The sequence below is a fragment of the Methylobacterium sp. A52T genome (assembly GCF_053346095.1).
In genome coordinates, this window is record NZ_JBKFBI010000088.1 from 1 (window position 1) to 24173 (window position 24173).

At 73.3% G+C, this 24173-nt stretch carries 24 protein-coding genes and 1 pseudogene; 5 read left to right on the forward strand and 20 right to left on the reverse strand.

Going from position 1 to position 24173, the window contains the following annotated elements; translation table 11 throughout:
- The 5 genes and pseudogenes from ACLBYE_RS19765 to ACLBYE_RS19785 all read right to left on the reverse strand — a co-directional run.
- Positions 1–281: pseudogene (locus ACLBYE_RS19765) on the reverse strand (hypothetical protein); the annotation flags it as partial.
- Positions 282–288: 7 nt separating this feature from the next.
- The gene (locus ACLBYE_RS19770) at positions 289–837 is read right to left on the reverse strand and encodes a peptidylprolyl isomerase (RefSeq protein WP_020095390.1); all 549 of its coding nucleotides are present in this window, start codon (positions 835–837) and stop codon (positions 289–291) included.
- A gap of 27 nt (positions 838–864) precedes the next feature.
- Positions 865–1368: a pantetheine-phosphate adenylyltransferase gene (gene coaD / locus ACLBYE_RS19775; protein ID WP_447695458.1), complete on the reverse strand. Its 504-nt coding sequence runs from the start codon at positions 1366–1368 to the stop codon at positions 865–867.
- A 49-nt stretch (positions 1369–1417) separates the two neighbouring features.
- Positions 1418–4150, reverse strand: a complete 2733-nt coding sequence (gyrA, locus tag ACLBYE_RS19780; RefSeq protein WP_447695459.1) for a DNA gyrase subunit A — start codon at positions 4148–4150, stop codon at positions 1418–1420.
- A 245-nt stretch (positions 4151–4395) separates the two neighbouring features.
- Entirely contained in the window at positions 4396–4713 is a 318-nt protein-coding gene (locus tag ACLBYE_RS19785) for a hypothetical protein (RefSeq protein WP_447695460.1), read from the reverse strand.
- A 233-nt stretch (positions 4714–4946) separates the two neighbouring features.
- Between ACLBYE_RS19785 and ACLBYE_RS19790 the strand changes: the two genes are divergently transcribed.
- Complete coding sequence (locus ACLBYE_RS19790; RefSeq protein ID WP_447695461.1) at positions 4947–5804, forward strand: S49 family peptidase; 858 nt, start codon at positions 4947–4949, stop codon at positions 5802–5804.
- A gap of 4 nt (positions 5805–5808) precedes the next feature.
- Here ACLBYE_RS19790 and ACLBYE_RS19795 read toward each other — a convergent pair whose 3' ends face one another.
- Together ACLBYE_RS19795 and ACLBYE_RS19800 are read right to left on the reverse strand one after the other, a co-directional pair.
- Entirely contained in the window at positions 5809–7527 is a 1719-nt protein-coding gene (locus ACLBYE_RS19795) for a methyl-accepting chemotaxis protein (RefSeq protein WP_447695462.1), read from the reverse strand.
- Between the two features lie 97 nt (positions 7528–7624).
- Entirely contained in the window at positions 7625–8710 is a 1086-nt protein-coding gene (locus tag ACLBYE_RS19800) for an NAD(P)-dependent oxidoreductase (RefSeq protein WP_447695463.1), read from the reverse strand.
- Here ACLBYE_RS19800 and ACLBYE_RS19805 point away from each other — a divergent pair.
- Positions 8604–9626, forward strand: coding sequence for a P1 family peptidase (locus tag ACLBYE_RS19805; RefSeq protein ID WP_447695464.1), 1023 nt, complete (start codon positions 8604–8606; stop codon positions 9624–9626). The two genes, ACLBYE_RS19800 and ACLBYE_RS19805, sit on opposite strands and share 107 nt — an antisense overlap.
- A gap of 139 nt (positions 9627–9765) precedes the next feature.
- Positions 9766–10032 carry a GCG_CRPN prefix-to-repeats domain-containing protein gene (locus ACLBYE_RS19810; RefSeq protein ID WP_165923109.1) on the forward strand — a complete coding sequence of 89 codons (267 nt, stop codon included), beginning with the start codon at positions 9766–9768 and terminating at the stop codon, positions 10030–10032.
- 67 nt (positions 10033–10099) lie between these two features.
- On the opposite strand, the gene ACLBYE_RS19815 is transcribed toward ACLBYE_RS19810, so the two are convergent.
- The 10 genes from ACLBYE_RS19815 to ACLBYE_RS19860 form a co-directional block, all read right to left on the reverse strand.
- On the reverse strand, positions 10100–10714 hold the full coding sequence (locus ACLBYE_RS19815) for an NIPSNAP family protein (protein WP_447695465.1): 615 nt from the start codon (positions 10712–10714) through the stop codon (positions 10100–10102).
- 107 nt (positions 10715–10821) lie between these two features.
- Complete coding sequence (locus tag ACLBYE_RS19820; protein WP_447695466.1) at positions 10822–11103, reverse strand: hypothetical protein; 282 nt, start codon at positions 11101–11103, stop codon at positions 10822–10824.
- Complete coding sequence (locus ACLBYE_RS19825) at positions 11100–13490, reverse strand: response regulator (RefSeq protein WP_447695467.1); 2391 nt, start codon at positions 13488–13490, stop codon at positions 11100–11102. Before ACLBYE_RS19825 ends, ACLBYE_RS19820 begins: the two co-directional genes overlap by 4 nt.
- Before the next feature lie 52 nt (positions 13491–13542).
- Complete coding sequence (gene rarD / locus ACLBYE_RS19830) at positions 13543–14439, reverse strand: EamA family transporter RarD (protein WP_020095402.1); 897 nt, start codon at positions 14437–14439, stop codon at positions 13543–13545.
- A 146-nt stretch (positions 14440–14585) separates the two neighbouring features.
- Entirely contained in the window at positions 14586–15188 is a 603-nt protein-coding gene (locus tag ACLBYE_RS19835; RefSeq protein ID WP_447695468.1) for a pyridoxamine 5'-phosphate oxidase family protein, read from the reverse strand.
- Positions 15185–15517 carry a lipid-A-disaccharide synthase N-terminal domain-containing protein gene (locus tag ACLBYE_RS19840; protein WP_447695469.1) on the reverse strand — a complete coding sequence of 111 codons (333 nt, stop codon included), beginning with the start codon at positions 15515–15517 and terminating at the stop codon, positions 15185–15187. The genes ACLBYE_RS19835 and ACLBYE_RS19840 overlap by 4 nt, the downstream gene beginning before the upstream one ends.
- Positions 15511–16302, reverse strand: coding sequence for a glycosyltransferase (locus ACLBYE_RS19845; RefSeq protein WP_447695470.1), 792 nt, complete (start codon positions 16300–16302; stop codon positions 15511–15513). The genes ACLBYE_RS19840 and ACLBYE_RS19845 overlap by 7 nt, the downstream gene beginning before the upstream one ends.
- The gene (locus ACLBYE_RS19850; RefSeq protein WP_447695471.1) at positions 16299–18020 is read right to left on the reverse strand and encodes an ArnT family glycosyltransferase; all 1722 of its coding nucleotides are present in this window, start codon (positions 18018–18020) and stop codon (positions 16299–16301) included. Before ACLBYE_RS19850 ends, ACLBYE_RS19845 begins: the two co-directional genes overlap by 4 nt.
- A 165-nt stretch (positions 18021–18185) precedes the next feature.
- A complete protein-coding gene (metC, locus tag ACLBYE_RS19855; RefSeq protein ID WP_447695472.1) occupies positions 18186–19376 on the reverse strand; it encodes a cystathionine beta-lyase in 1191 nt (396 codons plus the stop codon).
- Between the two features lie 107 nt (positions 19377–19483).
- Positions 19484–19657, reverse strand: a complete 174-nt coding sequence (locus ACLBYE_RS19860; protein WP_012319140.1) for a ribosome modulation factor — start codon at positions 19655–19657, stop codon at positions 19484–19486.
- Positions 19658–19745: 88 nt separating this feature from the next.
- Between ACLBYE_RS19860 and ACLBYE_RS19865 the strand changes: the two genes are divergently transcribed.
- Positions 19746–20015 carry a hypothetical protein gene (locus ACLBYE_RS19865; RefSeq protein ID WP_056532366.1) on the forward strand — a complete coding sequence of 90 codons (270 nt, stop codon included), beginning with the start codon at positions 19746–19748 and terminating at the stop codon, positions 20013–20015.
- A 121-nt stretch (positions 20016–20136) separates the two neighbouring features.
- Here ACLBYE_RS19865 and ntrC read toward each other — a convergent pair whose 3' ends face one another.
- Genes ntrC through dusB form a run of 3 tightly spaced genes read right to left on the reverse strand, consistent with a single transcriptional unit; the run spans position 20137 to position 23825 of the window.
- Positions 20137–21603: a nitrogen regulation protein NR(I) gene (gene ntrC, locus ACLBYE_RS19870; protein ID WP_012319142.1), complete on the reverse strand. Its 1467-nt coding sequence runs from the start codon at positions 21601–21603 to the stop codon at positions 20137–20139.
- 48 nt (positions 21604–21651) lie between these two features.
- A complete protein-coding gene (locus tag ACLBYE_RS19875; RefSeq protein ID WP_447695473.1) occupies positions 21652–22794 on the reverse strand; it encodes a two-component system sensor histidine kinase NtrB in 1143 nt (380 codons plus the stop codon).
- Complete coding sequence (gene dusB / locus ACLBYE_RS19880) at positions 22791–23825, reverse strand: tRNA dihydrouridine synthase DusB (RefSeq protein WP_447695474.1); 1035 nt, start codon at positions 23823–23825, stop codon at positions 22791–22793. Before dusB ends, ACLBYE_RS19875 begins: the two co-directional genes overlap by 4 nt.
- Positions 23826–23996: 171 nt before the next feature.
- Here dusB and ACLBYE_RS19885 point away from each other — a divergent pair.
- Positions 23997–24173: 2-C-methyl-D-erythritol 4-phosphate cytidylyltransferase (locus ACLBYE_RS19885; protein WP_447695475.1), on the forward strand; the 177-nt coding region annotated here is incomplete at its 3' end.

The window sequence follows — 24173 nt, forward strand, 5'->3', positions numbered from 1 at the left end:
CCCTGCTCGCCGCCGGCCCCGCCCCGGGGGAGGCGGGGCCGGCCCGGCGCCTGCCAGCAGGCGGCGAGCGCCGGGTAGAGCTCGGCCAGGGTGTCGGCGGGCTTGGTCGCCATCCGGGCGACCGGGACCGGGACCGTGGCGCGCAGGGTCTGGGGCAGGCTCAGCGGGTAGCCGCCCCCCGGCTCTTCGGCGTAGCTGTAGAACGGCGCGCCGTCATAGGCCGCGGCGGCCGCCGGGATCAAGCTCAGCAGGAGGATCGAGGCGGCGCGCCGGCCCGGCATCCGGCCGCTACTTGGCCTTCTCGGCGAGCGTCATGCTGACGATCTTGTCGGGATCCTGGACGGCCCCGCCCGGCGCGCCCGGGGCGGCCTTCTTGATCTTGTCGAGGACGTCGAGACCGTCCGTGACGTTGCCGACGATCGTGTACTGGCCGTTCAGGAACGGTGCGTCGCCGAGGCAGATGAAGAACTGCGAGTTCGCCGAGTTCGGATCCTGCGAGCGGGCCATGCCCACTGTGCCGCGGCGGAACTGGGCCGACTGCGTGAACTCGGCCGGGATGTTCGGCAGGCTGGAACCGCCGGTGCCGTTGCCCTTCGGGTCGCCGGTCTGGGCCATGAAACCGTCGATGACGCGGTGGAACTTGAGGCCGTTGTAGAAGCCCTGCGAGACCAGCGTCTTGATCTGCTTGACGTGCTTGGGCGCGATGTCGGGCCGCAGCTCGATGGTGATCCGCCCGTCCTTGGTCTGGAGATAGACCGTGTTGGCGTCGGCGGCCCGGGCCGCCTGGGCAGTGCCGAGCGTCAGGGCGAGCGCGAGGAGGGCGTGGCGTCGGTTCATCGAAGTCCTTCCAGGGTCGGGCCGGTCTCAGGAATGGGCGGCGAAGCGCTGCCGGAGGCGCGCGGCGACGGGAGCGGGCACGAAGGGCGAGACGTCGCCCCCCATGCCGGCGATCTGGCGCACGAGCGTCGCGGTGATCGGGCGGGCCTGCGTCGAGGCGGGCAGGAACACGGTCTGCACCTCGGGCGCCATGGCGCCGTTCATGCCGGCGAGCTGCATCTCGTAGTCGAGATCCGTGCCGTCGCGCAGGCCGCGGATGAAGATCGCGGCGCCGCAGCGCCGGGCGGCCGAGACGGCGAGATCGTTGAAGGTGACGATCTCCAGCGCCGCGCCCTCGGCCTCGGCCACCGGCCCGCAGGTCTCGGTCAGCAGCGCCGCCCGCTCCTCGGCGGAGAACAGCGGCGCCTTGCCGGGATGGACGCCGATGGCGATCACGAGGCGGTCCACCAGCCGGCAGGCTTGGCGGACCACGTCGAGATGGCCGTTCGTGACCGGATCGAACGAGCCGGCGTAGAGGGCAGTGCGGGTCATCGCGACCCGACCTAGAGCATTTTCGCGCCGGACGGAACCGGGCGGCGCCTCAGGCCTCCTCGCCGCCCTCGGGGCCGGCCTCGGCGCCCTCGTCCTCGCCCTCGATGTGCTCCACAGAGACGACCTTCTCGTCCTTGGCGGTGTTGAACACCGTCACGCCCTGCGAGGCGCGGCCGACGATGCGAATGTCGTCCACTGGCACGCGGATCAGCTGGCCGCCGTCGGTGACCAGCATGATCTGGTCCGAGGCCTCGACCGGGAAGGACGCCACGAGGCTGCCGTTGCGGGCGTTGACCCGCATCGCCGTGATGCCCTTACCCCCGCGTCCCGAGGTCCGGTACTCGAACGACGAGGAGCGCTTGCCAAAACCCCGCTCCGACAGGGTCAGCACGTACTGCTCGGCCGCCCCCATCTCGTTGTAGCGGTCGAGCGAGATCGCCGCCGCCTCGGCGCCGTCCTCGGGCTCGGCGTCGCCGTTCTCCTCGGCCTCGCCGGTCACGGCGCGGCGCATCTTCAGGTAGCCGGCCCGCTCCTCGGCGCTGGCGTCGAAGGCGTTCAGGATGGTCATCGAGATGACCCGGTCGTCCTTGGCGAGCAGTATGCCGCGCACGCCGGTCGAGTCGCGGCCCTTGAACACGCGCACGTCCTCGACGGGGAAGCGGATGCACTGGCCGAGCGCCGTGGTCAGCAGCACGTTCTGGTCCGGACGGCAGATCTCGACGTGGACGATGTGGTCGCCCGGGTCGAGCTTCATGGCGATCTTGCCGTTGCGGTTCACCGTGGTGAAGTCCGACAGCTTGTTGCGCCGGACGTTGCCGCGCGCGGTCGCGAACATGACGTCGAGCGTCTCCCACGACGCCTCGTCCTCGGGCAGCGGCATGATCGTGGTGATGCGCTCGGACGTGTCCTGGAGCTGCAAGATGTTCACGAGCGCCTTGCCGCGGGCGTTCGGGGCGGCCATCGGCAGGCGCCAGACCTTCTCCTTGTAGGCCTGGCCCTGGCTGGAGAAGAACAGCACCGGTGTGTGGGTGTTGGCCACGAACAGGCGGGTGACGAAATCCTCGTCGCGGGTCGCCATGCCGGAGCGGCCCTTGCCGCCGCGGCGCTGGGCCCGGTAGGTCGAGAGCGGCACGCGCTTCACGTAGCCGGCGTGCGACACGGTCACCACCATGTCCTCGCGGGCGATCAGGTCCTCGTCCTCGACGCTGCCGTCGAAGTCGACGATCTCGGTCCGGCGCGGGGTGGCGAACTGCTCGCGCACCTCGGCCAGTTCGCCCTTGACGATCCCCTGGATGCGGGCGCGCGAGCGCAGGATGTCGAGATAGTCGGCGATCTCGTCGGCCAGCGTCTTCAGCTCGTCGCCGACCTCGTCGCGGCCCAGAGCGGTCAGGCGCTGCAGGCGCAGGTCGAGGATGGCGCGGGCCTGGGTCTCGGACAGGCGGTAGGTCCCGTCCTCGGCGACCCGGTGGCGCGGGTCGTCCACGAGCGCGATCAGCGGCGCGATGTCGTGGGCCGGCCAGTCCCGGCCCATCAGGGCCTCGCGGGCCGAGTTCGGGTCCGGCGAGGTGCGGATCAGGCGGATCACCTCGTCGATGTTGGCGACCGCGATGGCGAGGCCGCACAAGACGTGCGCCCGCTCGCGGGCCTTGCCGAGGAGGAACTTGGTCCGGCGGGAGACGACCTCCTCGCGGAAGTCGACGAAGGCCTGGAGCAGGTCCTTCAGGTTCATCAGCTCGGGGCGGCCGCCGTTCAGCGCCACCATGTTGCAACCGAAGGAGGATTGCAGGGGCGTGAACCGGTAGAGCTGGTTCAGCACCACGTCGGCCATGGCGTCGCGCTTGATCTCGACGACGATGCGCATGCCCGACCGGTCGGATTCGTCGCGCAGGTCGGAGATGCCCTCGACGCGCTTCTCCTTCACCAGCTCGGCGATCTTCTCGACGAGCGTCGCCTTGTTCACCTGGTAGGGGATCTCGGTGAAGATCAGCGCCTCGCGCTCCTTGCGCAGCTCCTCGACATGCGACTTGGCGCGCATGATCACCGAGCCGCGGCCCGTCGCGTAGGCCTGCCGGGTGCCGGCGCGGCCGAGGATCATGCCGCCGGTCGGGAAGTCCGGGCCGGGCACGATCTCGGTGAGCTGCTCGATGGTCAGGCCCGGATCGTCGATCAGCGCCACGCAGGCGTCGATCAGCTCGCCGAGATTGTGCGGCGGGATGTTGGTCGCCATGCCGACCGCGATGCCGCCGGCGCCGTTGACCAGCAGGTTCGGGAAGCGGGCCGGCAGGACGGTCGGCTCCTCGCGCGACTCGTCGTAGTTCGGGCCGAAATCGACGGTGTTCTTGTCGATGTCGGTGAGCAGCGCGGTCGCGGGCTTGGCCAGCCGCGATTCGGTGTAGCGCATGGCGGCCGGCGGATCGCCGTCCACCGAGCCGAAATTGCCCTGCCCGTCGATGAGCATGAGGCGCATGGAGAAGTCCTGCGCCATCCGCACGAGGGCGTCGTAGATCGATTGGTCGCCGTGCGGGTGGTAGAGACCGATCACGTCGCCGACGATGCGGGCCGACTTGACGTATTTCCGCTCGGGCAGGTGCCCGGACTCGAAGGCGGAGTAGAGGATGCGCCGGTGCACCGGCTTGAGACCGTCGCGGGCGTCGGGAAGCGCCCGGCTCACGATCACGCTCATCGCGTAATCGAGGTAGGAGCGGCGCATCTCGTCGGTGATGGAGACGGGGCGGATGTCGCTGGCGGGCGGGGCTGCGCCAGTCGGATCGTTCTCGGCCAAGTCGATTTCCGTTCTGAAGCCCGGAGGGGCGGTGCTCGCGGCGGCCAAGCGGCGCGCGATGCGCCGGAACGGCCTTGCGGAAGAGCAGTGATATCAGACGGTTAAATAAGGTTTTCCGAGGCCCGCCGCAAGGTCGCAGCGCGGCCGCCTGCAGGCTCGGCCGCGGGGTCCCCGGCACGGTCCCCGGCACAGTTCCCGGCGGGGCCGCGCCCCGGCCGGACCGGGCCGGGGCGCGGGGGCTTGGCTCAGTAGAACGTGACGTGCCGGTGGCCGTACGGGCGGCCGTGCCAGACGTGGTGGCGGTGCCAGTGGCGGCGGAAATGGTGGTGCCGGTGCCAGTGGTGGCGGCGATGCCAGTGGTGGCGGCGATGGTGCCAGTGGCGCCGCCAGTGGTGACGCCGGTGCCAGTGGCGGCGGTAGCGCCAGTGCGCCTGCTGCACCGCGGGGGCGGGCGCGGCGGCCTCGGCGCTCGCGGGGACCGGCAGGGGCGCCGCGCGCGCGGGCGCACTCGCCAGCCCGCCGAGCAGCGCGGCGAGGAGGACCAGGATCGGCCAGGGTCGCATCGTTTCTCTCCCGTGTGAGCGCCCGTCCGAGTCCAGCGGATCCGGGCCGGCACGAGGCTCGCGCCGTCGCCTGAAACGGCCAAGGTCGGCAAACGGTTCGATCCGTTCTGACTGCGCAGATGCGCCGCCGTCGCGCACCGCCCTTGCGCGGGGCCGGAAAGCGCCCAGTTTCCGCACCAGGCGCTTCCGGGCCGTCCCCCGCCCGGCTTCCCGATGAGCCGCGTAAGACTGCCATGGCGTTCGCGTTCCCCGACACATTCCGCGCCCTCCTGCCGCGCCGCTTCCGGGACCGACGCCCGCGGGTCGCGGTGGTCCGGCTGTCGGGCACGATCGGGGCGGTCTCGCCGCTCCGGCCGGGGCTCTCGATCGGGGGCGTCGCGGGCAGCCTGGAGCGCGCCTTCGGGATGCCGGGGGTGAAGGCGGTGGCGCTGGTGATCAACTCGCCCGGCGGTTCGCCGGCGCAGTCGCACCTGATCCACCGCCGCATCCGGGCGCTGGCCGACGAGAAGGGCGTGCCGGTGATCGCCTTCGTGGAGGATGTCGCGGCCTCCGGCGGCTACATGATCGCCTGCGCGGCCGACGAGATCGTCGCCGACCCGACCTCGATCGTCGGCTCGATCGGCGTGGTCTCGGCCGGCTTCGGCTTCCACGGCCTCCTGGAGAAGCTCGGCGTCGAGCGCCGGGTGCACACGCAGGGCGAGGCGAAGTCGATGCTCGACCCGTTCCGCCCGGAGGATCCCGCCGACGTGGAGCGCCTGAAGCGCATCCAGGCCGACGTGCAGGACCTGTTCACCGGCCTCGTCACGGCCCGGCGCCCGGGCCTGTCGACGTCCGAGAACCTGTTCACCGGCGCGGTCTGGACCGGGCGGCAGGCGCTGCCCCTCGGCCTCGTCGACGCACTGGGCGACGTGCGCACCGCGATGCGCGCGCGCTTCGGCGAGAAGGTCGACCTGCGCCTCGTCGCCGAGGCACGCGGCGGCCTGCTCTCCCGCATCCTGCGCCGGGGCGGCGCGCCGGGCGGCATCGACCTGGCCGAGGGGGCGATGGCCGCGCTCGCGGAGCGCGCGGCCTTCGCCCGCTACGGGCTCTGAGGGCTCAGGCCGCGACCTGACCGAGGAAGCGCTCGATCTCGCCCTCGAGATCGGCCGCGACCGCGTCGACGGTCTGGGCCGCCTCGGTGACGGTGGCGGCCATGCGGGCCGAGCGCCGCGCGGCGCCGGCGACCGTGGTCAGGCCGCCCGCGATGGCCTCGGTGGCGCCGGCCGTGTCGGCGACGTTGCGGGAGATCTCGGCGGTGGCCGCGCCCTGGGCCGAGACCGCCGACGCGATCCCGCCCGTGGTGGCGCTGACCGCCCGCATCCGCTCGCCCATCCGGCCGATGGCCGCCACGGCCGCCGTCGTCGAGGCCTGCACGCCGGCGATCTGGCTGCCGATCTCCTCGGTCGCCCGCGCGGTCTGCGACGCCAGCGCCTTCACCTCCGCGGCCACCACGGCGAAGCCCTTGCCGGCGGCGCCGGCCCGGGCGGACTCGATCGTGGCGTTGAGCGCCAGCAGGTTGGTCTGCTCGGCGATCTGGCGGATCAGCCCGACGACGGCGCCGATGCGCCCCGCTGCCTCGGCGAGCTCGCCGATCTCGGCGTTCATGGCGTCCGACTCCGCGGCGGCCGTGGCCACCAGGGCCTCGGCGTGGTCGAGCTGGGTCCCGATCTCCGCGATGGAGGCGGAGAGCTCCTCGGCGGCGCTCGCGACGGTCTGGACGCTGGCCGAGGTCTCGTGCGAGCCGCGCTCGGTCTCGGCGACGGCGGCCTCCGCCTCGGCGGAGCTGGCCGCCATCTCGCCGGCCCGGGCGCGCATCGCGCCGGTGCTCGCGGTCAGCGCGTCCTTCAGGCGGACGATCTGGCCCCGGAACGCCTCGATGGCGCGGTCGAGGGCGGCCCGCCGCCGCGTCTCGTCGGCCGCGCCCGCGCTCTGCAGGCTCTCGAGTTCCCGGGTCCGCAGGCCGGAGACGCGCAGCACCTCGAGGGCGCGCGCCACCGTGCCGATCTCGTCGCCGCGCGCCGCGTGGGGGATCGCCGAGTCCAGGTCGCCGGCCGCGAGGGCCTCGATCCGCGCCGCGATCGTCGCGAAGGGCCGGAACAGTCGCGCCGCCGCCAGACCGACGAGGGCGCAGGCCAGCACCGCGATGACCAGGGCGGCGACGCTGAGGCTCGTCATCGTCTGGGCATGGGCGTCGAAGTACATCTCGATCGGCAGGCCGACGAACAGGATCCCGTTCACCTTGCCGGCGGCGTCGACCGTCGGCTGATACACCGTGTGGTAGCGCCGCCCGAACAGGGTCGCCGGCCCCTCGTAGGTTCCCCCGGCGCGGATCGCGGCCTGGGCCGGGCTGTCGGCGGCGAGCGCCGTGCCGACCGCGCGGGTCCCGTCCTCCCGGCGCACCGTGGTCTGGCGCCGCACGAAGCTGTCGGAGGCGGGCTCGTAGCTGAACACCGTCGCCAGGCCGCCCGAGTAGGCGACGGCGTCGTCCACGACGCGGGCATCGGCGAAGCCCGACAGGCTCGGCGTCGACACCCGGGCGACGCGCGCGCCGTCGAGATCCGCCGCCGCGCCCTCGACCCGCGCCGCCAGGACGAGCGCCAGAGTTCTCAGGTTGCGCTCGCCGTTGGTGCGCTGACGCGCCTCCATCTGCGACCAGGTCTGCCGCGAGACTGTGATCCAGATGGCGCCGGCGGTGAGTGTCACGGCGAGCATCGCCAGCAGGATGACTTTCGTAGACAGAGTCATCTTGCGCAGCGAATAGGAATGTGTGCGCATTTATTGGTATCCGTGCCTATAGCTGGCCGGACACTCTGTCGTGAGGTTGAAATGACGGGTTAAGGCTCGCCAGAAAAGCGAGACATCGTCGTCGATCTCAACCCTGGCCTGCGCGCCGGGCGGAGACGCGGGCGAGCGCCGCGAGATCCTTCTCGCCGTCGCCGTGGCTGATCGCCTCGATGAGACCGTCCCGCAGCACGCTCGCGAAGGCCATCGGCACCCCGGCGCCCTCGGCCGCCTGGAGGGCGAGCCGTACGTCCTTGGCCCCGAGCTTGAGGATGAAGCCCGGCGGCTCGTAGCGGTTCTGCGCGATCGAGGCGCCGTAGCCCTTGTAGACCGGCGAGGCGAACAGCGTGTTGGTCATCAGGTCGAGGAACTCGGCGCCCGGGACGCCGTGGCCCTCCGTCAGGGCGCAGGCCTCGGCCATGGCCTCGATCGCCGAGATCAGCATGAAGTTGCCGGCGAGCTTGACGGCGTTCGCCCGCGTCGGGTCGTCGCCGAAGCGCCAGGTCCTGGCGCCCATGGCGTCTAGGAGCGGGCCGGCGCGGTCGATCAGGGCTCCCTCTCCCGCGGCAACGATGTTGAGCTTCCCGGCCTCCGCTACGTCCGGGCGTCCGAAGACCGGGGCCGAGACGTAGGGGACGCCCGCCCGCGCGTGGACGGCGGCGAGCTGCTTCGCCAGGGCCACCGAGACCGTGCTCATCCCGATATGCAGGCCGGGGCGCTCCGGCCGGTCGAGGAGGCCGCCGGCCACGATCACGGCCTCGAGGGCCGCGTCGTCGGCCAGCATGGTGATCACGGCGTCCCCGGCGAAGGCCTCGGCGGCGCTCGCCACCGGGGTGACGCCGTCGATGCCGCGCGCGGCCTCCGGCGAGCGGTTCCAGGCGCGGACCGCATGGCCGGCCCGCGCGAGATTGGCCGCCATGGCGCGACCCATCCGCCCCATCCCGATGAATCCGACGTCCATGCCGTGCTCCTCGACGCGCTGTGCCGTCTGCCAACCTGGGAAACCCCGGCCGGCGGTCAACGGCCCCGGCCGGATTTGCGGCGATGACGCGGCGTGGCAAGCTGAGGTCATGCCGCAGAATCGCATCACCGACATTCCGGGCCTGCGGGTCGGCCACGCCACCGACCTGCGGCTCGCCAGCGGCGTCACCGCGATCGTGTTCGATGAGCCGGCCATCGCCGCGGTCGACGTGCGCGGCGGCGGGCCGGGCACCCGCGAGACCGACCTGCTCGACCCCGAGCGCACCGTGGAGCGGGTCGACGCCTTCGTGCTCTCCGGGGGCTCGGCCTTCGGCCTCGACGCGGGGGCGGGCGTGGCGGCGTGGCTCGCCGAGGCCGGGCGCGGCTTCCCGGTCGGCGCCATGCGGGTGCCGATCGTCCCCGGGGCGGTCCTGTTCGATCTCCCCAACGGCGGGGACAAGGCCTGGGGCCGCTATCCGCCCTATCGCGAGTTGGGCTTTCAGGCCGCCGCGGCCGCGGCGGAGGATTTCGCCCTGGGCTCGGTCGGGGCCGGGACAGGCGCGCGCACCGGGCGACTGAAGGGCGGGATCGGATCCGCCTCGGCGCACGTGCCGGGAATGGGCTTCCGCGTCGGGGCGCTCGCGGCCGTGAACGCCTTCGGCAACGCGACGATCGGCGCCGGGCCGCATTTCTGGGCGGCGCCCTTCGAGGAGGGCGACGAGTTCGGTGGTCTCGGCGCGCCGGTGCGGGTGCCGCCGGAGGCCCTCGCCTTCCCGGCCCGGGCGCTGCCGGGCGCCGCCACGACGCTGGCCGTGGTGGCGACCGACGCGGCGCTGACCAAGGCGCAGTGCCGGCGCCTCGCGGTGGCCGCGCAGGACGGACTCGCCCGCGCCCTCGTGCCGGCGCACACGCCCCTCGACGGCGATCTGATCTTCGCCGCGGCGACCGGCGCCGTGCCCCTCGCCGAACCGGTGGTCGACCTCGCCCGCCTCGGCGACGTCGCCGCGCGGGTCCTGGCCCGGGCGGTGGCCCGCGGCGTGTTCTCCGCGACGAGCCTGCCCGGACACGCGCCGTCGCCGCCTCTGGCCGGCACGGGCCTTCCGCCGGCCTGGCGCGACGTGTTCGGCGCCTGAGCGACGGCGACGGCGACGGTGCCGGCCCCGCCCGGCGCGGAACGATGCCGCGGGCACGGGGTTACCGGCCGCGGCCGGAGGCCGTGACGCGGTCCGGATCGCCCGGGGCCGCGCCCAGTGCCCAGCGGGAGAGAACCTCATGAGAATGACCGGCCTGATCGTCGCCGCGTCCGTCGCCCTGTTCGCCGGCGGAGCCCAGGCGATGCCCGTGGCACCGCTGACCGGCGGCGACGCCGCCGTCACCCTCGTCCGCGGCGGCTGCGGGTTCGGCGCCCACCGCGGGGCCTACGGCGGCTGCCGCCTGAATCGCGGCCCGCGCGGTGCGATCCGCCGCGCCATCACCGGCGCTCCACGCGGCTGCCCGCCCGGCCTCTATCGCGGCCCGCGGGGCGTCTGCCGCCGCTGAGTGACGGCGCTGGCGCCGCCCCCTCGGGTGGCGCCAGCGCGGGTGGCGGCTCTCGACGGATCGGCGGTCAGCGCAGGGGCGAGCGCCCCTGGGGGAGCGCGATCGTCGCGGTCGCCTCCGCGATCTGGTCCGGGCCGCCCTTCGGCGGCCAGATCCCCGCCTCGTAGGCGCGGGCTCGCAGCGCGGCCCGCTCCTCCAGGCTGCGGAAGCCCCAGATGTGCGTGATGCGCGGCGCGCCGTCGAGGGCGTACATGTTGACGACGAGGTGCTGCGTGTAGGCGCGTGCCGGCTCGATCGCGGCCTCCCAGGCCGCGAGGGTCGGCGGCAGGCCCCCCGGCTTCTGGCGATAGGTCCGGACCTCGTACACCCCGCCCCGGTCGCCCGTCCGGATCGGCGGCAGGAAGGGGAACGGGGCGTAGCTGTCCATCTCCAGCGCGGTGATCACGTGCCCGGCGTTGAACGGGTTGGCGCTGAGGAGGGCGCGCCGGCGCTCGGCGGTCATGTCCTCGGGCGCCGCGAACCCGCGCAGCACGATCAGGCGCCCCAGCGTCCCGATCTCGGTGCGCCAGCAGCCGACCAGCTCGCCCTTGGCATCGGGATCGTCCAGCCAGGCCTCGACGCCGGCCGAGACCTGACCCACCGCGAGCAGCGGGCACGAGAGGGTCGCGAGTTCGTACAGCATGGGCGCCTCAACGACGTCGTCCGGTCGACGTCACGCCGTCAAAGCGGGAGATCGTCTTTCGTTGCCATCGGGACGCGCGGACCAGCCTCCTCGCCGCCGGCCGAGCCTCACAGCTCGGCGCGGGCATCCTCAAGCAGCTGCGCCAGCCCGCTGTCGACCTCCTCGGCGAGCATCGTCCGCTCGGCTTCGGTGAGGTCCTTGGCCCAGGCGCCGCTGCCGAACCCGTCCGTGCAGCGCGCCCGCTCCGCGGCGATGTAGGCCTCGGTCTCGACCGGCCGGGTCTTCATCGCGTGGACGAAGCCGAACCACGCCGCCCGCTCCACCACCGCGAGCCGCGCCCGCAGCCGGATGGCCACCGCCTTCTCCGGATCGATCCCGTCCGCGCTCATCGTGGTTCTCCCGCGTCCTTCTCGGCGAGCCGATCCAGCAATCCCTGGAGCTGCCCCGGCACCGGCTCGGTCGCCGAACGCGCGTAGAGGACGCGCAGTTGCCGGCCGATCTCCGCGAGGCTCATCGAGCCCTTGGCGATCACCCGGTCGGCCTGCCGGTTCAGGCTCTCCTTCTCGGCCGCCGTGACCTCCTTGGCGGTGAGCACCACCACGGGCACGTCGCCGTCGGGCCGCGACCGGAGGGCCCGCAGGAAGCCGAACCCGTCCATCTCGGGCATCATCAGGTCGAGCAGGATCAGGCTCGGCCGCGCCTGGCTGACCCGCTCCAGGGCGATCCGGCCGTTCTCCGCCTCGTCGACGGTCCAGCCCTCGCGGCCGAGCGACCGGCGCAGGCGCTCGCGGGCATCCGCGTCGTCGTCGACCACGAGGACCCGCGCCTCGTTCGGCGCCGCGGGCCGGTAGCGCTCCATCAGGCCCTTGAGCCGGTCCCAGTCGATCGGCTTGACGAAGTAGTCGGTGGCGCCGAGCGCTTGGCCGAGCCCCTGCTCGGCCACCACCGAGGTCATGATCACCGGCGTCCCGGCGAGGTCGGGGTCGTTGCGGACCGCGTGCAGGACCGCCCAGCCGTCCATGCGCGGCATCTCGACGTCGAGCAGGATCGCCCGCGGCTTCAGGGCCCGGGCGAGCGTCAGGCCGGCGCGGCCGTCATTGGCGGTGCGGACGTGGAAGCCCTCGCGCTCCAGGAAGCGCTGGAGCAGCTCCCGGGCGGCCGGGTCGTCGTCGACCAGCAGCACCGTCTCGTGCTCCTCGTGAGGCTCCACCGGCGCGTGCGCCTCGGCCTCCGTCGGCGGCGCGTCCTCGGGCCGCAGCGTCGCGGGCAGGCGGATCGTGAAGGTCGCGCCCGCGCCGGGCGTGCTGGCGACGCCGATATCGCCGCCCATCGTCCGGCAGAACGCGCGGGTGATGGCGAGCCCGAGGCCCGTGCCGCCGAACTGCCGGGTGGTCGAATCGTCGGCCTGGACGAAGCGCTCGAACAGCCGGCCGATCTGGGCCTCGGTCAGGCCGATGCCGGTGTCGGCGACCGCGAAGGACAGCCAGTCGGCCCCCGCCTCTCGGTGCCGCCGCACCGTCAGGCTGATCGTCCCCCGCTCGGTGAACTTCGCCGCGTTACCGATCAGGTTCAGCAGGCACTGGCGGATCTTGGTCTGGTCCTGGTGCATGGACCCGAGGCCGGCCTCGCCCGCCGCGCCGGCGTCGAGGACGAAGCGGTTGCCCTTCTTCTCGACCAGGGATCCGGTGGAATCGGAGACGTCCCGGAGCAGGTCGGCCACCGTGAAGGTCTCGGCCGAGGCGGTCATGCGGCCGGCCTCGATCTTCGAGATGTCGAGGACGTCGTTGATCAGCGACAGCAGGTGGCGGGCGGCCGCCTCGATCTTGCGCAGGTCCGGCAGGAGGGCGGCCTGGCCGATATCCTCCAGCTCCTCGCCGAGCATCTCGGAGTAGCCGATCACCGCCGAGAGCGGGGTGCGCAGCTCGTGGCTCATGTTGGCGATGAACTGGCTCTTCGCCCGGTTGGCCGCCTCGGCGGCCTGCCGGGCGCGCTCCACCGCCTCCTCGGCCTCCTTGCGCTCGGTGACGTCGACGCAGGTGCCGACCCATTCCCGCAGGGAGCCGTCCTCGGCGAGAACCGGCACGCCGCGCACCTCCATGGCGCGCCAGGCCCCGTCGTGCCGGCGCAGCCTGTACTCGACCTCGTAGATCGCGCGCGCCTCCACGCAGGCGGCCCAGGCATCGGCCGCGTGGCCCCGGTCGTCGGGATGGACGGCGTCCAGCCAGCCCCAGCCCTGGTAGGCCTCCTCGGTCTGGCCGGTATAGGTGCTCCACCGGACCTGCGGCGGCATCAGCTCGCCCGCCGCGTCCGTGTTCCAGATCACCGCCGCCGAGGCGTCCACCAGAGCGCGGAAGCGCTGCTCGGAATGGCGCAGGCGCTCCTCGACCGCGCGGCGGACGGTGATGTCGGTGTTGGTCCCGTACCAGCGCAGGATCCGGCCGGATCCGTCCCGGTGGGGCAGCGCCTTCGACAGGAACCAGCGGTAGCTCCCGTCGCGGCCGCGCAGCGGGAACGTGTCTTCCCAGGACCGGCCCAGCGTGATCGCGGCGCGGTAGCGCTCGGTCACCGCCGCGACGTGGTCCGGGTGGTGGACCGTGCGCCAGCCCCAGCCCCGCATCTCCTCGAGGGAGGTGCCCGTGTAGTCGTACCAGCGCTGATTGTACCAGACGATGGTGCCGTCGGCCTCGGCGATCCAGGCGAGCTGCGGCAGCGTCTCGGCGAGGTTGCGGTAATCGGCCTCCGTGACGGATCCTGGGCCGCTCTCAGTCTCGCTCATCGACCCGACGCTGTCCCGTCACCCGCCCCGCGGCGGCTCGAACCAGTATTCCTTATACACGCATCGCGTCCGGATCCGACCGCGGGGCCGCGGGGGCCGGCGGCCGGCGAAAACGCAGGGCGTCGATCGTGTAGAGCGCGAGCGCCACCCAGATCAGCGCGAGCATCAGCGCCCGATGTGGCTCGACGCGCTCGCCGTAGACGAGGACGCTCAGGACGAGCAGGCAGGTCGGCGCCACGTACTGCAGAAGGCCCAGGGTGGTGAGCCGCAGGCGCACCGCCGCGGCGGCGAACCAGATCAGCGGCAGCGCGGTGGTCAGCCCCGTGAGCATCAGCAGGGCGCGGTCCCCCGGCGCGGCCGGCAGGAACGGCTCGGGCGACAGGACGAGCCAGACGATCGCCGCCGGCAGCAGCAGCAGGGTCTCGGCCAGGAAGCCGACCAGCGCGTCGACGCCGACGATCTTCCGGGCGAGCCCGTAGAGGGCGAAGCTGACCGCCAGCGACAGCGACATCAGCGGCAGTTCCCCGGCCCAGACCACCGCCACGGCGACGCCCGTCGCGGCGATGCCGATCGCGACGGCCTGCGCCGGCCGCAGGCGCTCGCCCAGCACCACCCGGCCGAAGGCCACGCTCACCAGGGGATTGATGTAGTAGCCGAGGCTCGCGTCGAGCAGGTGACCGCCGCTGACCGCGTAGAGGTAGAGCAGCCAGTTCACGCCGATCATCGCCGCCGAGAGCACCAGCAGCGCGTGGCGCTTCCGGAGCGGCAGCGGCAGGTTGAGACGGTGGCGGGCCGCGAGGATCAGCGCCAGCGCGCCGGCGAACACGCTCGACCAGACGATCCGCTCCGACAGGATGTGGTACGGCGTGTAGGCCCCGAGCATCCGGAAATGCACCGGGACCACGAGGCCCCAGCTCAGATAGGCGGCGAGCGCGTAGACGAGGCCCACGGAGTCCTCCCGGTCGACCCGGATGGGCGGCCGGGTCCGCGGGCTTTAGCCCGGACGGCCCGATCGCGACAGGCCGGGCGGTGCAGGGCTGCCATCCGGACCGGCGGGCCGATTCCGGGCGGCCCGGCTCGCGGACGGCGCTCCGGCTACGGCGCGATCCAGCCACCGGACCACCCGCCGGCCAGCCGATGCCAGGCGGCCCGGCGGTGCCCGCGGCGGTCGAGATAGAGGAGATCCAGCCGCTCGGCCCGAACCAGAACGGCGGCGAAGTGCGGCCGGCCGAGCGTCGCGGCCGCGGTCTCGTCCGGCAGGCTGTAGGCGTCCCCCGCCGGAAGCGCCGTGCCCGGACCGGGCTCGGCCCCGTAGCAGACCCGGCTCATCGCCCGGGACCCGGTCCAGGCCGCCTCGGCCAGAGCGTCGTCGGTGTGCAGCGCGGCGCGGCCCTCGACGCGGATCTGGATCTTCGCGGCCGCGTCGTAGGCCGCGAGGGCGCACGCCGGATCGGCCAGGATCTCGGCGGCCTTGTCGGAGCGGCGGTCGCAGTGGAACCGGAGCGTCCCCTCGGTCGGGTCGGCGGCGCGCAGGACCACGGTGCGCAGCCGCGGCCCGCCGTCGGCCCCGAGCGTCGCCAGGGTCGGCAGGTGGAAGCCGCCACGGCCATGGGCGGCCCCGTCCGCGAGCAGCCGCCACAGTTCCTCGAAGGTGGCGTCGAGGTCGTCGTAGAAGGCGGGCAGCGGCGTCCGTGTCATGCGGCGCCCCGCTTCCTCCGCCGCTCGCGGAAGATCAGCGCGAGGTTGCGCAGGTAGATGCCGGTCGAGAGGCTCTGGCCGATGATGATCACCGGCTCGCGGCGCACGAAACCGTAGACCAGCGTCATCATCCCGCCGAGGATCGACAGGAACCAGAACGACAGCGGCATCACGCTCCGCCCGGCCCGCTCGCTGGCGATCCATTGCAGGATGAAGCGCGATCCGAACACCACCTGGGCGACCACGCCGAATACCAGCCAGAAGTCGAGCCGGGTGACGAACACGTCGTAGAAATAGGCCGGCAGATCGTGGGCGAGTTGGATCAGCATCCGACGTCCTGGTCCGCGGGTTGGCCGGCCGGCGGCTCCGCCGTCGCGCCGGCCGGGCCGGCGATCTCCTCGGGCCGCGGGTCCGCGCGCTTGCGCCGGATCAGCCACCAGACGCCGGCGAGATCGAGGAGCCCCACCCAGAGGCGGTCGAACAGGCCGTAATTGGACACCCCGGTCAGCCGCGGCCGGTCGACCACGTCGCGGTGGACGACGGAGAAGCCCTCGCGGGCGACCAGGGCCGGCATGAACCGGTGCAGGGCGTCGAAGTACGGCAGCCTGAGATACACGGCGCGGCGGAAGACCTTCAGGCCGCAGCCGGTGTCGCGGGTGGAATCGTTGAGGATCCGGCCGCGCACGCCGTTGGCGATCCGGGACTGCAGCATCTTGAAGCGGCCGTCCTTGCGGCCGCGCCGCTGGCCCTGGGCGAGGCCGGCCCCCGGTCCCGCCGCCTCCAGGGCCGCGAGCAGTGCGGGGATGAAGGCCGGATCGTTCTGGCCGTCGCCGTCGAGGGTCGCGACGATCCCGCCGCGGGCCGCCAGGACGCCGCTGCGCACAGCCGCCGACTGGCCGCCGCTCCGCGCGTGGCGCAGCACCCGCAGCCAGGGGCGCCCCGCCCGGGCCGCCGCCAGGGCCGCCGGCGTGCCGTCGGTGGAGCCGTCATCCACGTAGATCAGCTCGAAGGCGAGGCCCGCGCAGGCGGCCTCGATCTCGGCCACCAGGGGCGCGATGTTGCCGGCCTCGTTCTTGACCGGCACGACGACGCTGAGATGGGGGGATCCGCTCACGGCGCCACCGCGTAGGCCGTCACGAAGACCCGGCGGCCGGTGTTGAGGTTGAAGCCCTCGACCTCCGCCAGGGGCGCGGGCGCGCCGCGGCCGACCGGCCAGGCCGCGTTGAAATCGTCGCGGTCCCGCGATTCCACGAACAGCAGGCGGCAGCCTCCGCCCTCGAGGAAGGACCGGGCGGCGGCCCCGTCGGGCGGCAGGGCGAGGCCGGTGCCGACGAGGAAGACGAGGCTCGGCTCGCGGTAGCCGAGGCTCGCCACCAGCGGGTTCGGGCAGGGCATCCGCTCGCGCAGGGCCGCGAGCCGCGGCGAGACCTTCAGGGCCGGCAGCGAGCGCTGCGCCACGCCGAGCACCGCGGGCCCGAGCAGGGCGGAGGCGAGCACGCCGAGGACGAGGGCGCGCTCGGCCGACCCGTGCGCGAAGGCGAGCCAGGCCAGGAACGCGACCGCGCAGGCGGCGGCGAGCAGCGGGAGGGCCGGCCACGGGATCGTGTGGGCGTCGAGGCGCCAGCCGGCGAGGCAGAGGCCGAGGGTCAGGGCGACCGGGATCGCCGGCAGCAGCAGGGCCGTCAGGCGGGCGCCCCGCAGGCGCGGGTCCAGCGCGCCCCGGTTCAGCGCCAGCACGGTCAGGATCGCGAGCCAGGGCATCAGCGGCAGCACGTAGTGGGGCAGCTTGGTGGGCACCGCCTCGAAGATCAGCCAGGCCGGCAGCACCGCGGCGATCAGGAAGATCACGGCGGGCTCCCGCCGCGCCCGCCACGCGAAGGGCAGGCTCATGGCGGCGAAGGCCGCCCCGGGCCAGAAGGTCGCGAAGAACACGAGCGCGTAGGCTCCGGGCGGTCCCCAGTGCCGCTCGGCCACCCCGCCGACCTTGCCGAGCATGTCGTGCCCGACCGCCTCGGCGTAGAACGCGCCGCCGCTCTTCCAGGCGATCGCCGCGAACCAGGGCGCCACCAGCAGGAGCGTCAAGGCGAGGCCCGGCCACGGCCGCAGGGGCAGCAGCCAGCGCCCGGACCGCGCGACGAGCGACAGGCCGAGCGCCGGCAGCGCGACGAAGAGCGGCACCATCGGCCCCTTCACCAGGATCCCGACCGCCATGCCGAGCCAGAACGCCGCGAAGGTCGGTCCCGAGACCGGCCCGCCGTCCCGCGGCGCCAGCCACGCGCGGGCGAGCGCGGCGAGGCTCGCGGTGGCGCAGGCGGCGAGCAGCGCGTCCGTCTTGGCGAGATGGGCCTCGGCCGAGAGCATCAGGCAGGCGCCGTAGAGGGCGGCGGCGAGCAGCGACGACCGTCGGGGCAGGAAGGCGAGCGCCGCCCAGTAGGCGAGCAGGACCGAGGCGACGGCGCCGATCAGCGACGGGATGCGGTACAGGGCGATCTGGGTGCGGGCTCCGGGCACGCCCAGCGCCTCGCCGGCCGCCACGGCGGCGGCCTGCGCCCAGTAGATCCCCACCGGCTTCTTGTGCCGCGCCTCGCCCTGGAAGCGGATATCCACGAGGTCGCCGCTCTCCAGCATCTGCTTCGAGGCCTGGGCGAAGCGGGGCTCGTCCCGGTCCATCGGCTGCAGCGAGATCTGACCCGGCAGGAACAGGAGCAGGCACAGCGCCAGCAGGGCGGCGACGGCCCTGCCATGGGTGAGGCTCAGCGCGTCGAGCCCGCGGCCGATCCGGTCGACGGGGGCAAGGCGCGGCGCGCCGCCGGCGGAGAGGCTCGTGGTCATGCCGGGCCGGTCAATCAGGAACGCGGCGCGAGGTCAAATACGGCGGTGCCGTCGCCGGTCGCGACGACGGGCGCGCACATCACGTTGCGCGGATGTGGCGCCACTCCAGCCGCGCGTCCCGGCCCCGAGGTTCGCCGGTCCCCGCCTGTCGGGGACGGGACCGCCCTACGATGCCGCGCGGAGGCGCGCGAAGCCGGCGTCGAGGTCGGCCTTGAGATCGGCGGTGTCCTCGAGGCCGATGTGGAAGCGGAGCGCCGGTCCGCCGGGCGCCCACCGGGTCGCGGTCCGGTAGCCGGCGCAGTCGAACGGGATCACGAGGCTCTCGAAGCCGCCCCAGGAGAAGCCCATCCCGAAGAGCTGCAGCCCGTCGAGCATGGCCGCCACCGCCGCCTCGGGCACCGGCTTGAGGATCACCCCGAACAGACCAGAGGCGCCCGCGAAGTCGCGCTTCCAGATCGCGTGGCCGGGATCCTCGGGCAGGCCGGGATGGAGCACCCGCAGCACCTCGGGCCGCGCCTGGAACCACCGGGCCATCTCCAGCCCGGCGCGGCCGTGCTCGCGCAGCCGCAGGTTCATAGTGCGCAGGCCGCGCAGCGCCAGGAAGATGTCCTCGGCGCCGGCACACATGGCGAAGTGGTCGAAGGTGCGGCGCACGGCCGGGTAGTACCGGGCGTTCGCGGAGGTCAGGCCGATCAGCAGGTCCGAGCCGCCGCTCAGGTACTTGGTGCCGGCCTCGACCGCGATATCGACCCCGCGCGCGTGCGGCGGGAACAGCAGCGGCGTCGCCCAGGTGTTGTCCATGATCACGCAGGCATCGTGGGCTTGCGCCACCTCGGCGATGGCCGGGATGTCCTGCATCTCGAAGCTCTGCGAGCCGGGCGCCTCGACCAGCACGGCCCGGGTGTTCGGGCGCATCAGCGCCGCGATGCCGGCCCCGATGACCGGGTCGTAGTAGGTCACCTCGACGCCGTAGCGCGCCAGCACGCCGTCGCAGAACTGGCGGGTCGGCCGGTAGGCGGAATCGGTGACGAGGAGGTGGTCGCCCGCCGACACCGCGGCCATCAGCGCGACGGTGAGCGCGGCGAGGCCGGAGGGCGTCACGACGGTGCCGGCGGCGCCGGCGAGTTCCGTCCAGGCCCCCGTCAGCGCGTCCATGGTGGGCGTCGCCGAGGTACCGTAATTGTAGCGCCCGCGCCGGTTCTTGATCGCGTCGTAGGTCGGGTAGAGGACCGTGGAGCCGCGGTAGATCGGCGTGTTCACGAAGCCGTGCTGCTCGCCCGGGTCGCGGCCCGCGTGGACGAGGCGCGTCGCGGGCGCGAAGGTCTGCGTGGCGTCGGGCGAGGGCTTCAGGGACATCGAGGCTCGGAGATCGCGTTGCGGTGCACCGCACGAAGCGCGCCGCGCCCGGCGAGGTCAAGCCGGACGCGCGGGCCCACAGTGCCGGGCCGCCGCGTTTTCCGCCGTCACGGCTTCTCGGGCGGATCCGAGACCACGGCCTCCTCGTAGGCCTCCATCCACGCGGCGCGCTCCTGGGAGCCCTCCGGATAGGGGCATTCGCTCACGGGCTTCCCGTAGAGGCGCGCGTTGCGGCCCTGGATGAACGGGCTGTCGCTCGCGGTGGCCTGGACGTTGGTCAATATCGCCTCCCGAAGACTTGGAGTGGGGCTTCGTTAACGGCCGCGCCGTAAATCTGTTGCCGTCTCAAGTCGCGTCCCGGGTCGTCGCTTGCGTATCCTGCGTTCCCTCCTCGGCGCCGTCCTCGTCCTCGTCTCGACGGCGACCGTCGCCCTCGTCAGCGCCGACCGGCTCGCCCATCTGGCGCCGGCGCCGGTGGTCCGTGCCGCCCAGGCCGAGCCGTCGGCGACGGGGTCGATCCCGCTTCCGGCGAAGGCCGCGCCCGCGCCGAAGCCGGCCGTGCCCAGCATCCCCAACGGGTTCGACACGGAGCGGCTGCACGCGCTGATGCGCGGCGACCCGATCCTGCCCGGCCGCTGAGGGCGGCCCGGAGCGCGCTCATCCCGTTCCGGAGCTTATCGCGAGGCGCCCGACGCGCCTCGGGATGAGGGCTCTCGGCCGGATCGGCCAGGGATCGGCCAGGGATTGACCTGGGATCGCCCTACCGCGCCGTCCGGAAGACCTGCAGGTCGAGGTCGCGGACCTTCTTGCGCAGGGTGTTGCGGTTGACGCCGAGCAGCTCCGCGGCCCGGATCTGGTTGCCCCGGGTGGCGGCGAGCGCCGCGCCGATCAGCGGGCCCTCGATCTCCCGCAGGATCCGATGATACAGCCCGGGGGGCGGCAGCGTGTCGCGATAGCCGGAGAAGTAGTCCGAGAGGTGGCGCTCCACCGCGCTGGACAGGGTCTCCGACTCGCCGTTGGCCTTGCGGGCGGCGCCGTTGGCGGCCGGCGCCGCGGGCGTCGCCAGCGGCAGCGTGTCGAGCTCGGCCTCGATCACCGGGCCGGTGATCGTCTCCTGCGGGTACAGGGCGGCGAGCCGCCGGACGAGGTTCTCGAGCTCGCGGACGTTGCCGGGCCAGCGGTAGCGCTTCAGCCGCTCCATGGCGTCGCCGTCGAGGGTCTTCCGGGTCAGGCCCTCGCGCTCGACCAGCACGAAGAAGTGGCGGACGAGGTCCGGCACGTCCTCGGAGCGCTCGCGCAGGGCCGGCAGCCGCAGCGGCACGACGTTGAGGCGGAAGAACAGGTCCTCGCGGAAGATGCCCTGCTGGATCGAGACCCGCAGGTCCTTGTTGGTGGCCGCGATGATCCGGACGTTGGTGCGGATCGGGACGCGCCCGCCCACCGTCGTGTACTCGCCCTGCTGGAGCACGCGCAGCAGCCGGGTCTGCGCCTCCATGGGCATGTCGCCGATCTCGTCGAGGAACAGCGTGCCGCCCTCGGCCTGCTCGAACCGGCCGGCGGAGCGCTGGAGCGCCCCCGTGAACGCGCCCTTCTCGTGGCCGAACAGCTCGGACTCGATCAGGTCGCGCGGGATCGCCGCCATGTTGACCGGCACGAACGGGCCGGTGCGGCGGCGGCCGTAATCGTGCAGCGCGCGGGCGACCAGCTCCTTGCCGGTGCCCGACTCGCCGGTGATCATCACGGTCAGGTCGGTCGGCATCAGCCGGGCGAGCGCCCGGTAGATCTCCTGCATGGCGGGCGAGCGGCCGACCAGCGGGATGTCCTCGTTCTCGGGGGGCGCCCCGGCCGGCGCCGCGCCGCGGGGTCGCGAGAGCGCCCGGCCCACGATGGCGATCAGCTCCTTCAGGTCGAAGGGCTTCGGCAGGTACTCGTAGGCGCCCCGCTCCGAGGCGCGGATCGCCGTCATGAAGGTGTTCTGCGCGCTCATCACGATGATCGGCAGCTCCGGCCGCACCCGCTTGATGCGCGGCAGCAGGTCGAACACGTTCTCGTCGGGCATGACCACGTCGGTGATGACGAGGTCGCCCTCCCCCTGCGCGACCCAGCGCCAGAGGGTGGCGCAGTTGCCCGTCGAGCGGACCTCGTAGCCCGCCCGGGACAGCGCTTGGTTCAGCACGGTGCGGATGGCGGCGTCGTCGTCGGCGACGATGATGTGGCCGTTCGGCATGACTCTCTACTCAGACCTCCGACGGGGGGCCGGATTCGGGGATCGACATCACGGATCGATCGCCGATTCGCGCCCGTCCCGGGCACTCGACATCGGCAGAAGGATGCGGAACGCCGTGCGGCGCGGGGCGGGATCGCACTCGACGATCCCGCCGTGATCGCCGACGATCTTGGCCACCAAAGCAAGACCCAGGCCGGAGCCCTGCGCCTTGGTGGTGACGAACGGGTCGAACAGGTCGGGCAGCAGGTCGGCCGAGATGCCCGGGCCGTTGTCGCGCACCGCCACCTCGATCGGCAGGCTGACCCGCTCGCGGGAGCCCGGAACCTGCAGGCGCAGGCCGGTGCGGAAGGCGGTCGACAGGGTGATCTCGCCCTCGACCGCGTCCGGGCCGATCGCCTCGGCGGCGTTCTTCACGAGGTTCAGGATCACTTGGATCAGCTGGTCGCGGTTGCCGAGCACCGGCGGCAGCGACGGGTCGTAGGTCTCGATGAACCGGATGTGCCGGGCGAAGCCCGACTGCGCCGAGCGCTTCACCTGGTCGAGCACCCCGTGGACGTTGACGGCGCCGCGATCCGAGGGGCGCTCGTCGCCGAACAGCTCCATGCGCTCGACGATGCGGACGATCCGGTCCGACTCGTCGCAGATCAGGCGGGTGAGCAGCCGGTCCTCCTCGGCGCCGGTGCTCTCGAGGAGCTGCGCCGCGCCGCGGATGCCGGCGAGCGGGTTCTTGATCTCGTGGGCCAGCATCGCGCCGAGCGCCACCATCGAGCGCGCCGCGCCGCGATGGGTGAGCTGGCGGTTCATCTTGTCGGCGATGGTGCGCTCCTGGAGCATCATCACCACGGCCTCGCCGTCGTCGCCGAGCGGCGTCGCGAACACGTCGACGCTGCGCTCCAGGCCGAGCCGCGGCTGGGTCAGCTCGACCCGGTACTCGCTGACGCTGGCGCGGCGGCGACGGACCTCGGCCACGAGCGCGATGATCGGCGAGGCGAAGGGGATGATGTCGCGCAGCCGCCGGCGCTGCATCAGCCGCGCCGAGTAGTCGAAGAACGCCTCCGCGGCGTGGTTGCAGTGGAGGATCTGCTCGTCGGCGCCGATGGTCAGGACCGGCAGCGGCAGCGCGTTCAGGACGGCCTCGGCGGCCGTGTCGCGCCGGGTGCCGGGCTCGCGCGGGAGGGGATCGTCGCTCACGCGGCCTCCTGCACGGGGTTCGCCGCGCCCGCGAAGGCCCGGGCCAGCAGGGTCAGCGCGGTCTCCGGGTCGGTGGTGGTGAGGAGGGTCGCGCGCTCCGCCGGACCCAGCGCGCCGCCGGTCTCGGCGTAGGCGGCGAGGTGCTTGCGGGCGTGGCGCACGCCCATGTCGCGGCCGTAGAGCGACAGCAGCCCCGCGTAATGCTCGGCGGCCAGGGCGGCCTGCGCGGCCCGGGACGGCTCCGCGGCCGGCCGGTCCGCGAGCGCCGCGGCGACCTGCCCGACCAGCCAGGGGCGCCCGGTCGCCGCACGGCCAATCATGACCCCCGCGGCGCCCGACGCGTCCAGGCAGGCGCGGGCGCTGGCGAGGTCGGTCACGTCGCCGTTGGCGATCACCGGGATCGACACCGCCGCGACGACGGCCCGGATCGCCGCCCAGTCGGCGCTGCCCTTGTAGAATTGCTGCCGGGTCCGCCCGTGGACCGTCACGGCGTTCAGGCCCAGCCGCTCGGCCCGGGCGGCGAGATCCGCGGCGTTGCGGCTCGCGTCGTCCCAGCCGAGGCGCATCTTCACCGTCACCGGGACCGACACCGCGCCCCGGACCGCGGCGAGCAGGCGCTCGGCGTGGTCGAGATCGCGCATCAGCGCCGAGCCCGAGGCGATCCCCGTCACGATCTTGGCCGGGCAGCCCATGTTCACGTCGATCACGTCGGCGCCGCCGGCCTCCGCGATCCGGGCGGCCTCCGCCATCGGGCCCGCTTCGCAGCCCGCGAGCTGGACCACGTGCAGGTCGACCCCGGAACCCTCGGCGCGCAGCGCGGCCTCGCCGGACCCGCGCGCGAGTTCCCGGGCCGCCACCATCTCGGAGACGACCGCGTCGGCGCCACAGCGGCGGGCGATGCGGCGCATGTGCAGGTCGGTGACGCCCGAAAGCGGCGCGAGCAGGCAGAGCGGCGCGGGATCGGTCCCGTTTACCCCCTCCGCGGTCGTTCCCGCACGGCGCAGCGCGCTCAAATAATGGTCAGTCGTCATTCTGCACAACAATGAGGCAAGGCCGGTCCGCTGGCAAGCGGGACCGCGCGTTGATTTCGGGCCCTCCCCCGCTTAAACGACGGGCACCCTCCGCGGCAGGGTCACGGCGGCACGCCTGGCCCGCGCGCTAGCCGCCATTTCGCCCCTCAGGACGTCGCGAGTTCGTTGCCCATGCCCGCCACCGGCACGCCAGCCACCGGACCCGCCAGCGCGGGAGCCGGCGTCGCCGCGGTGGTGGTGGCGGCCGGACGCGGCATCCGCATCGGCGGCGGCACCCCCAAGCAGTACCGCCGCGTCGGCGGCCAGGCGGTCCTCACCCGCACCCTGGCGGCGCTCGCGGCGGACGAC

What these genes read in the sequence shown, in the direction of transcription:
- ACLBYE_RS19770 (WP_020095390.1), bottom strand. Translation starts at nt 837, where the DNA reads ATGAACCGACGCCACGCCCTCCTCGCGCTCGCCCTGACGCTCGGCACT.
- coaD (WP_447695458.1), bottom strand. Translation starts at nt 1,368, where the DNA reads ATGACCCGCACTGCCCTCTACGCCGGCTCGTTCGATCCGGTCACGAAC.
- ACLBYE_RS19785 (WP_447695460.1), bottom strand. Translation starts at nt 4,713, where the DNA reads ATGCGACCCTGGCCGATCCTGGTCCTCCTCGCCGCGCTGCTCGGCGGG.
- ACLBYE_RS19790 (WP_447695461.1), top strand. Translation starts at nt 4,947, where the DNA reads ATGGCGTTCGCGTTCCCCGACACATTCCGCGCCCTCCTGCCGCGCCGC.
- ACLBYE_RS19795 (WP_447695462.1), bottom strand. Translation starts at nt 7,527, where the DNA reads ATGCGCACACATTCCTATTCGCTGCGCAAGATGACTCTGTCTACGAAA.
- ACLBYE_RS19805 (WP_447695464.1), top strand. Translation starts at nt 8,604, where the DNA reads ATGCCGCAGAATCGCATCACCGACATTCCGGGCCTGCGGGTCGGCCAC.
- ACLBYE_RS19800 (WP_447695463.1), bottom strand. Translation starts at nt 8,710, where the DNA reads ATGGCCGGCTCATCGAACACGATCGCGGTGACGCCGCTGGCGAGCCGC.
- ACLBYE_RS19810 (WP_165923109.1), top strand. Translation starts at nt 9,766, where the DNA reads ATGAGAATGACCGGCCTGATCGTCGCCGCGTCCGTCGCCCTGTTCGCC.
- ACLBYE_RS19815 (WP_447695465.1), bottom strand. Translation starts at nt 10,714, where the DNA reads ATGCTGTACGAACTCGCGACCCTCTCGTGCCCGCTGCTCGCGGTGGGT.
- ACLBYE_RS19820 (WP_447695466.1), bottom strand. Translation starts at nt 11,103, where the DNA reads ATGAGCGCGGACGGGATCGATCCGGAGAAGGCGGTGGCCATCCGGCTG.
- ACLBYE_RS19825 (WP_447695467.1), bottom strand. Translation starts at nt 13,490, where the DNA reads ATGAGCGAGACTGAGAGCGGCCCAGGATCCGTCACGGAGGCCGATTAC.
- ACLBYE_RS19835 (WP_447695468.1), bottom strand. Translation starts at nt 15,188, where the DNA reads ATGACACGGACGCCGCTGCCCGCCTTCTACGACGACCTCGACGCCACC.
- ACLBYE_RS19840 (WP_447695469.1), bottom strand. Translation starts at nt 15,517, where the DNA reads ATGCTGATCCAACTCGCCCACGATCTGCCGGCCTATTTCTACGACGTG.
- ACLBYE_RS19850 (WP_447695471.1), bottom strand. Translation starts at nt 18,020, where the DNA reads ATGACCACGAGCCTCTCCGCCGGCGGCGCGCCGCGCCTTGCCCCCGTC.
- metC (WP_447695472.1), bottom strand. Translation starts at nt 19,376, where the DNA reads ATGTCCCTGAAGCCCTCGCCCGACGCCACGCAGACCTTCGCGCCCGCG.
- ntrC (WP_012319142.1), bottom strand. Translation starts at nt 21,603, where the DNA reads ATGCCGAACGGCCACATCATCGTCGCCGACGACGACGCCGCCATCCGC.
- dusB (WP_447695474.1), bottom strand. Translation starts at nt 23,825, where the DNA reads ATGACGACTGACCATTATTTGAGCGCGCTGCGCCGTGCGGGAACGACC.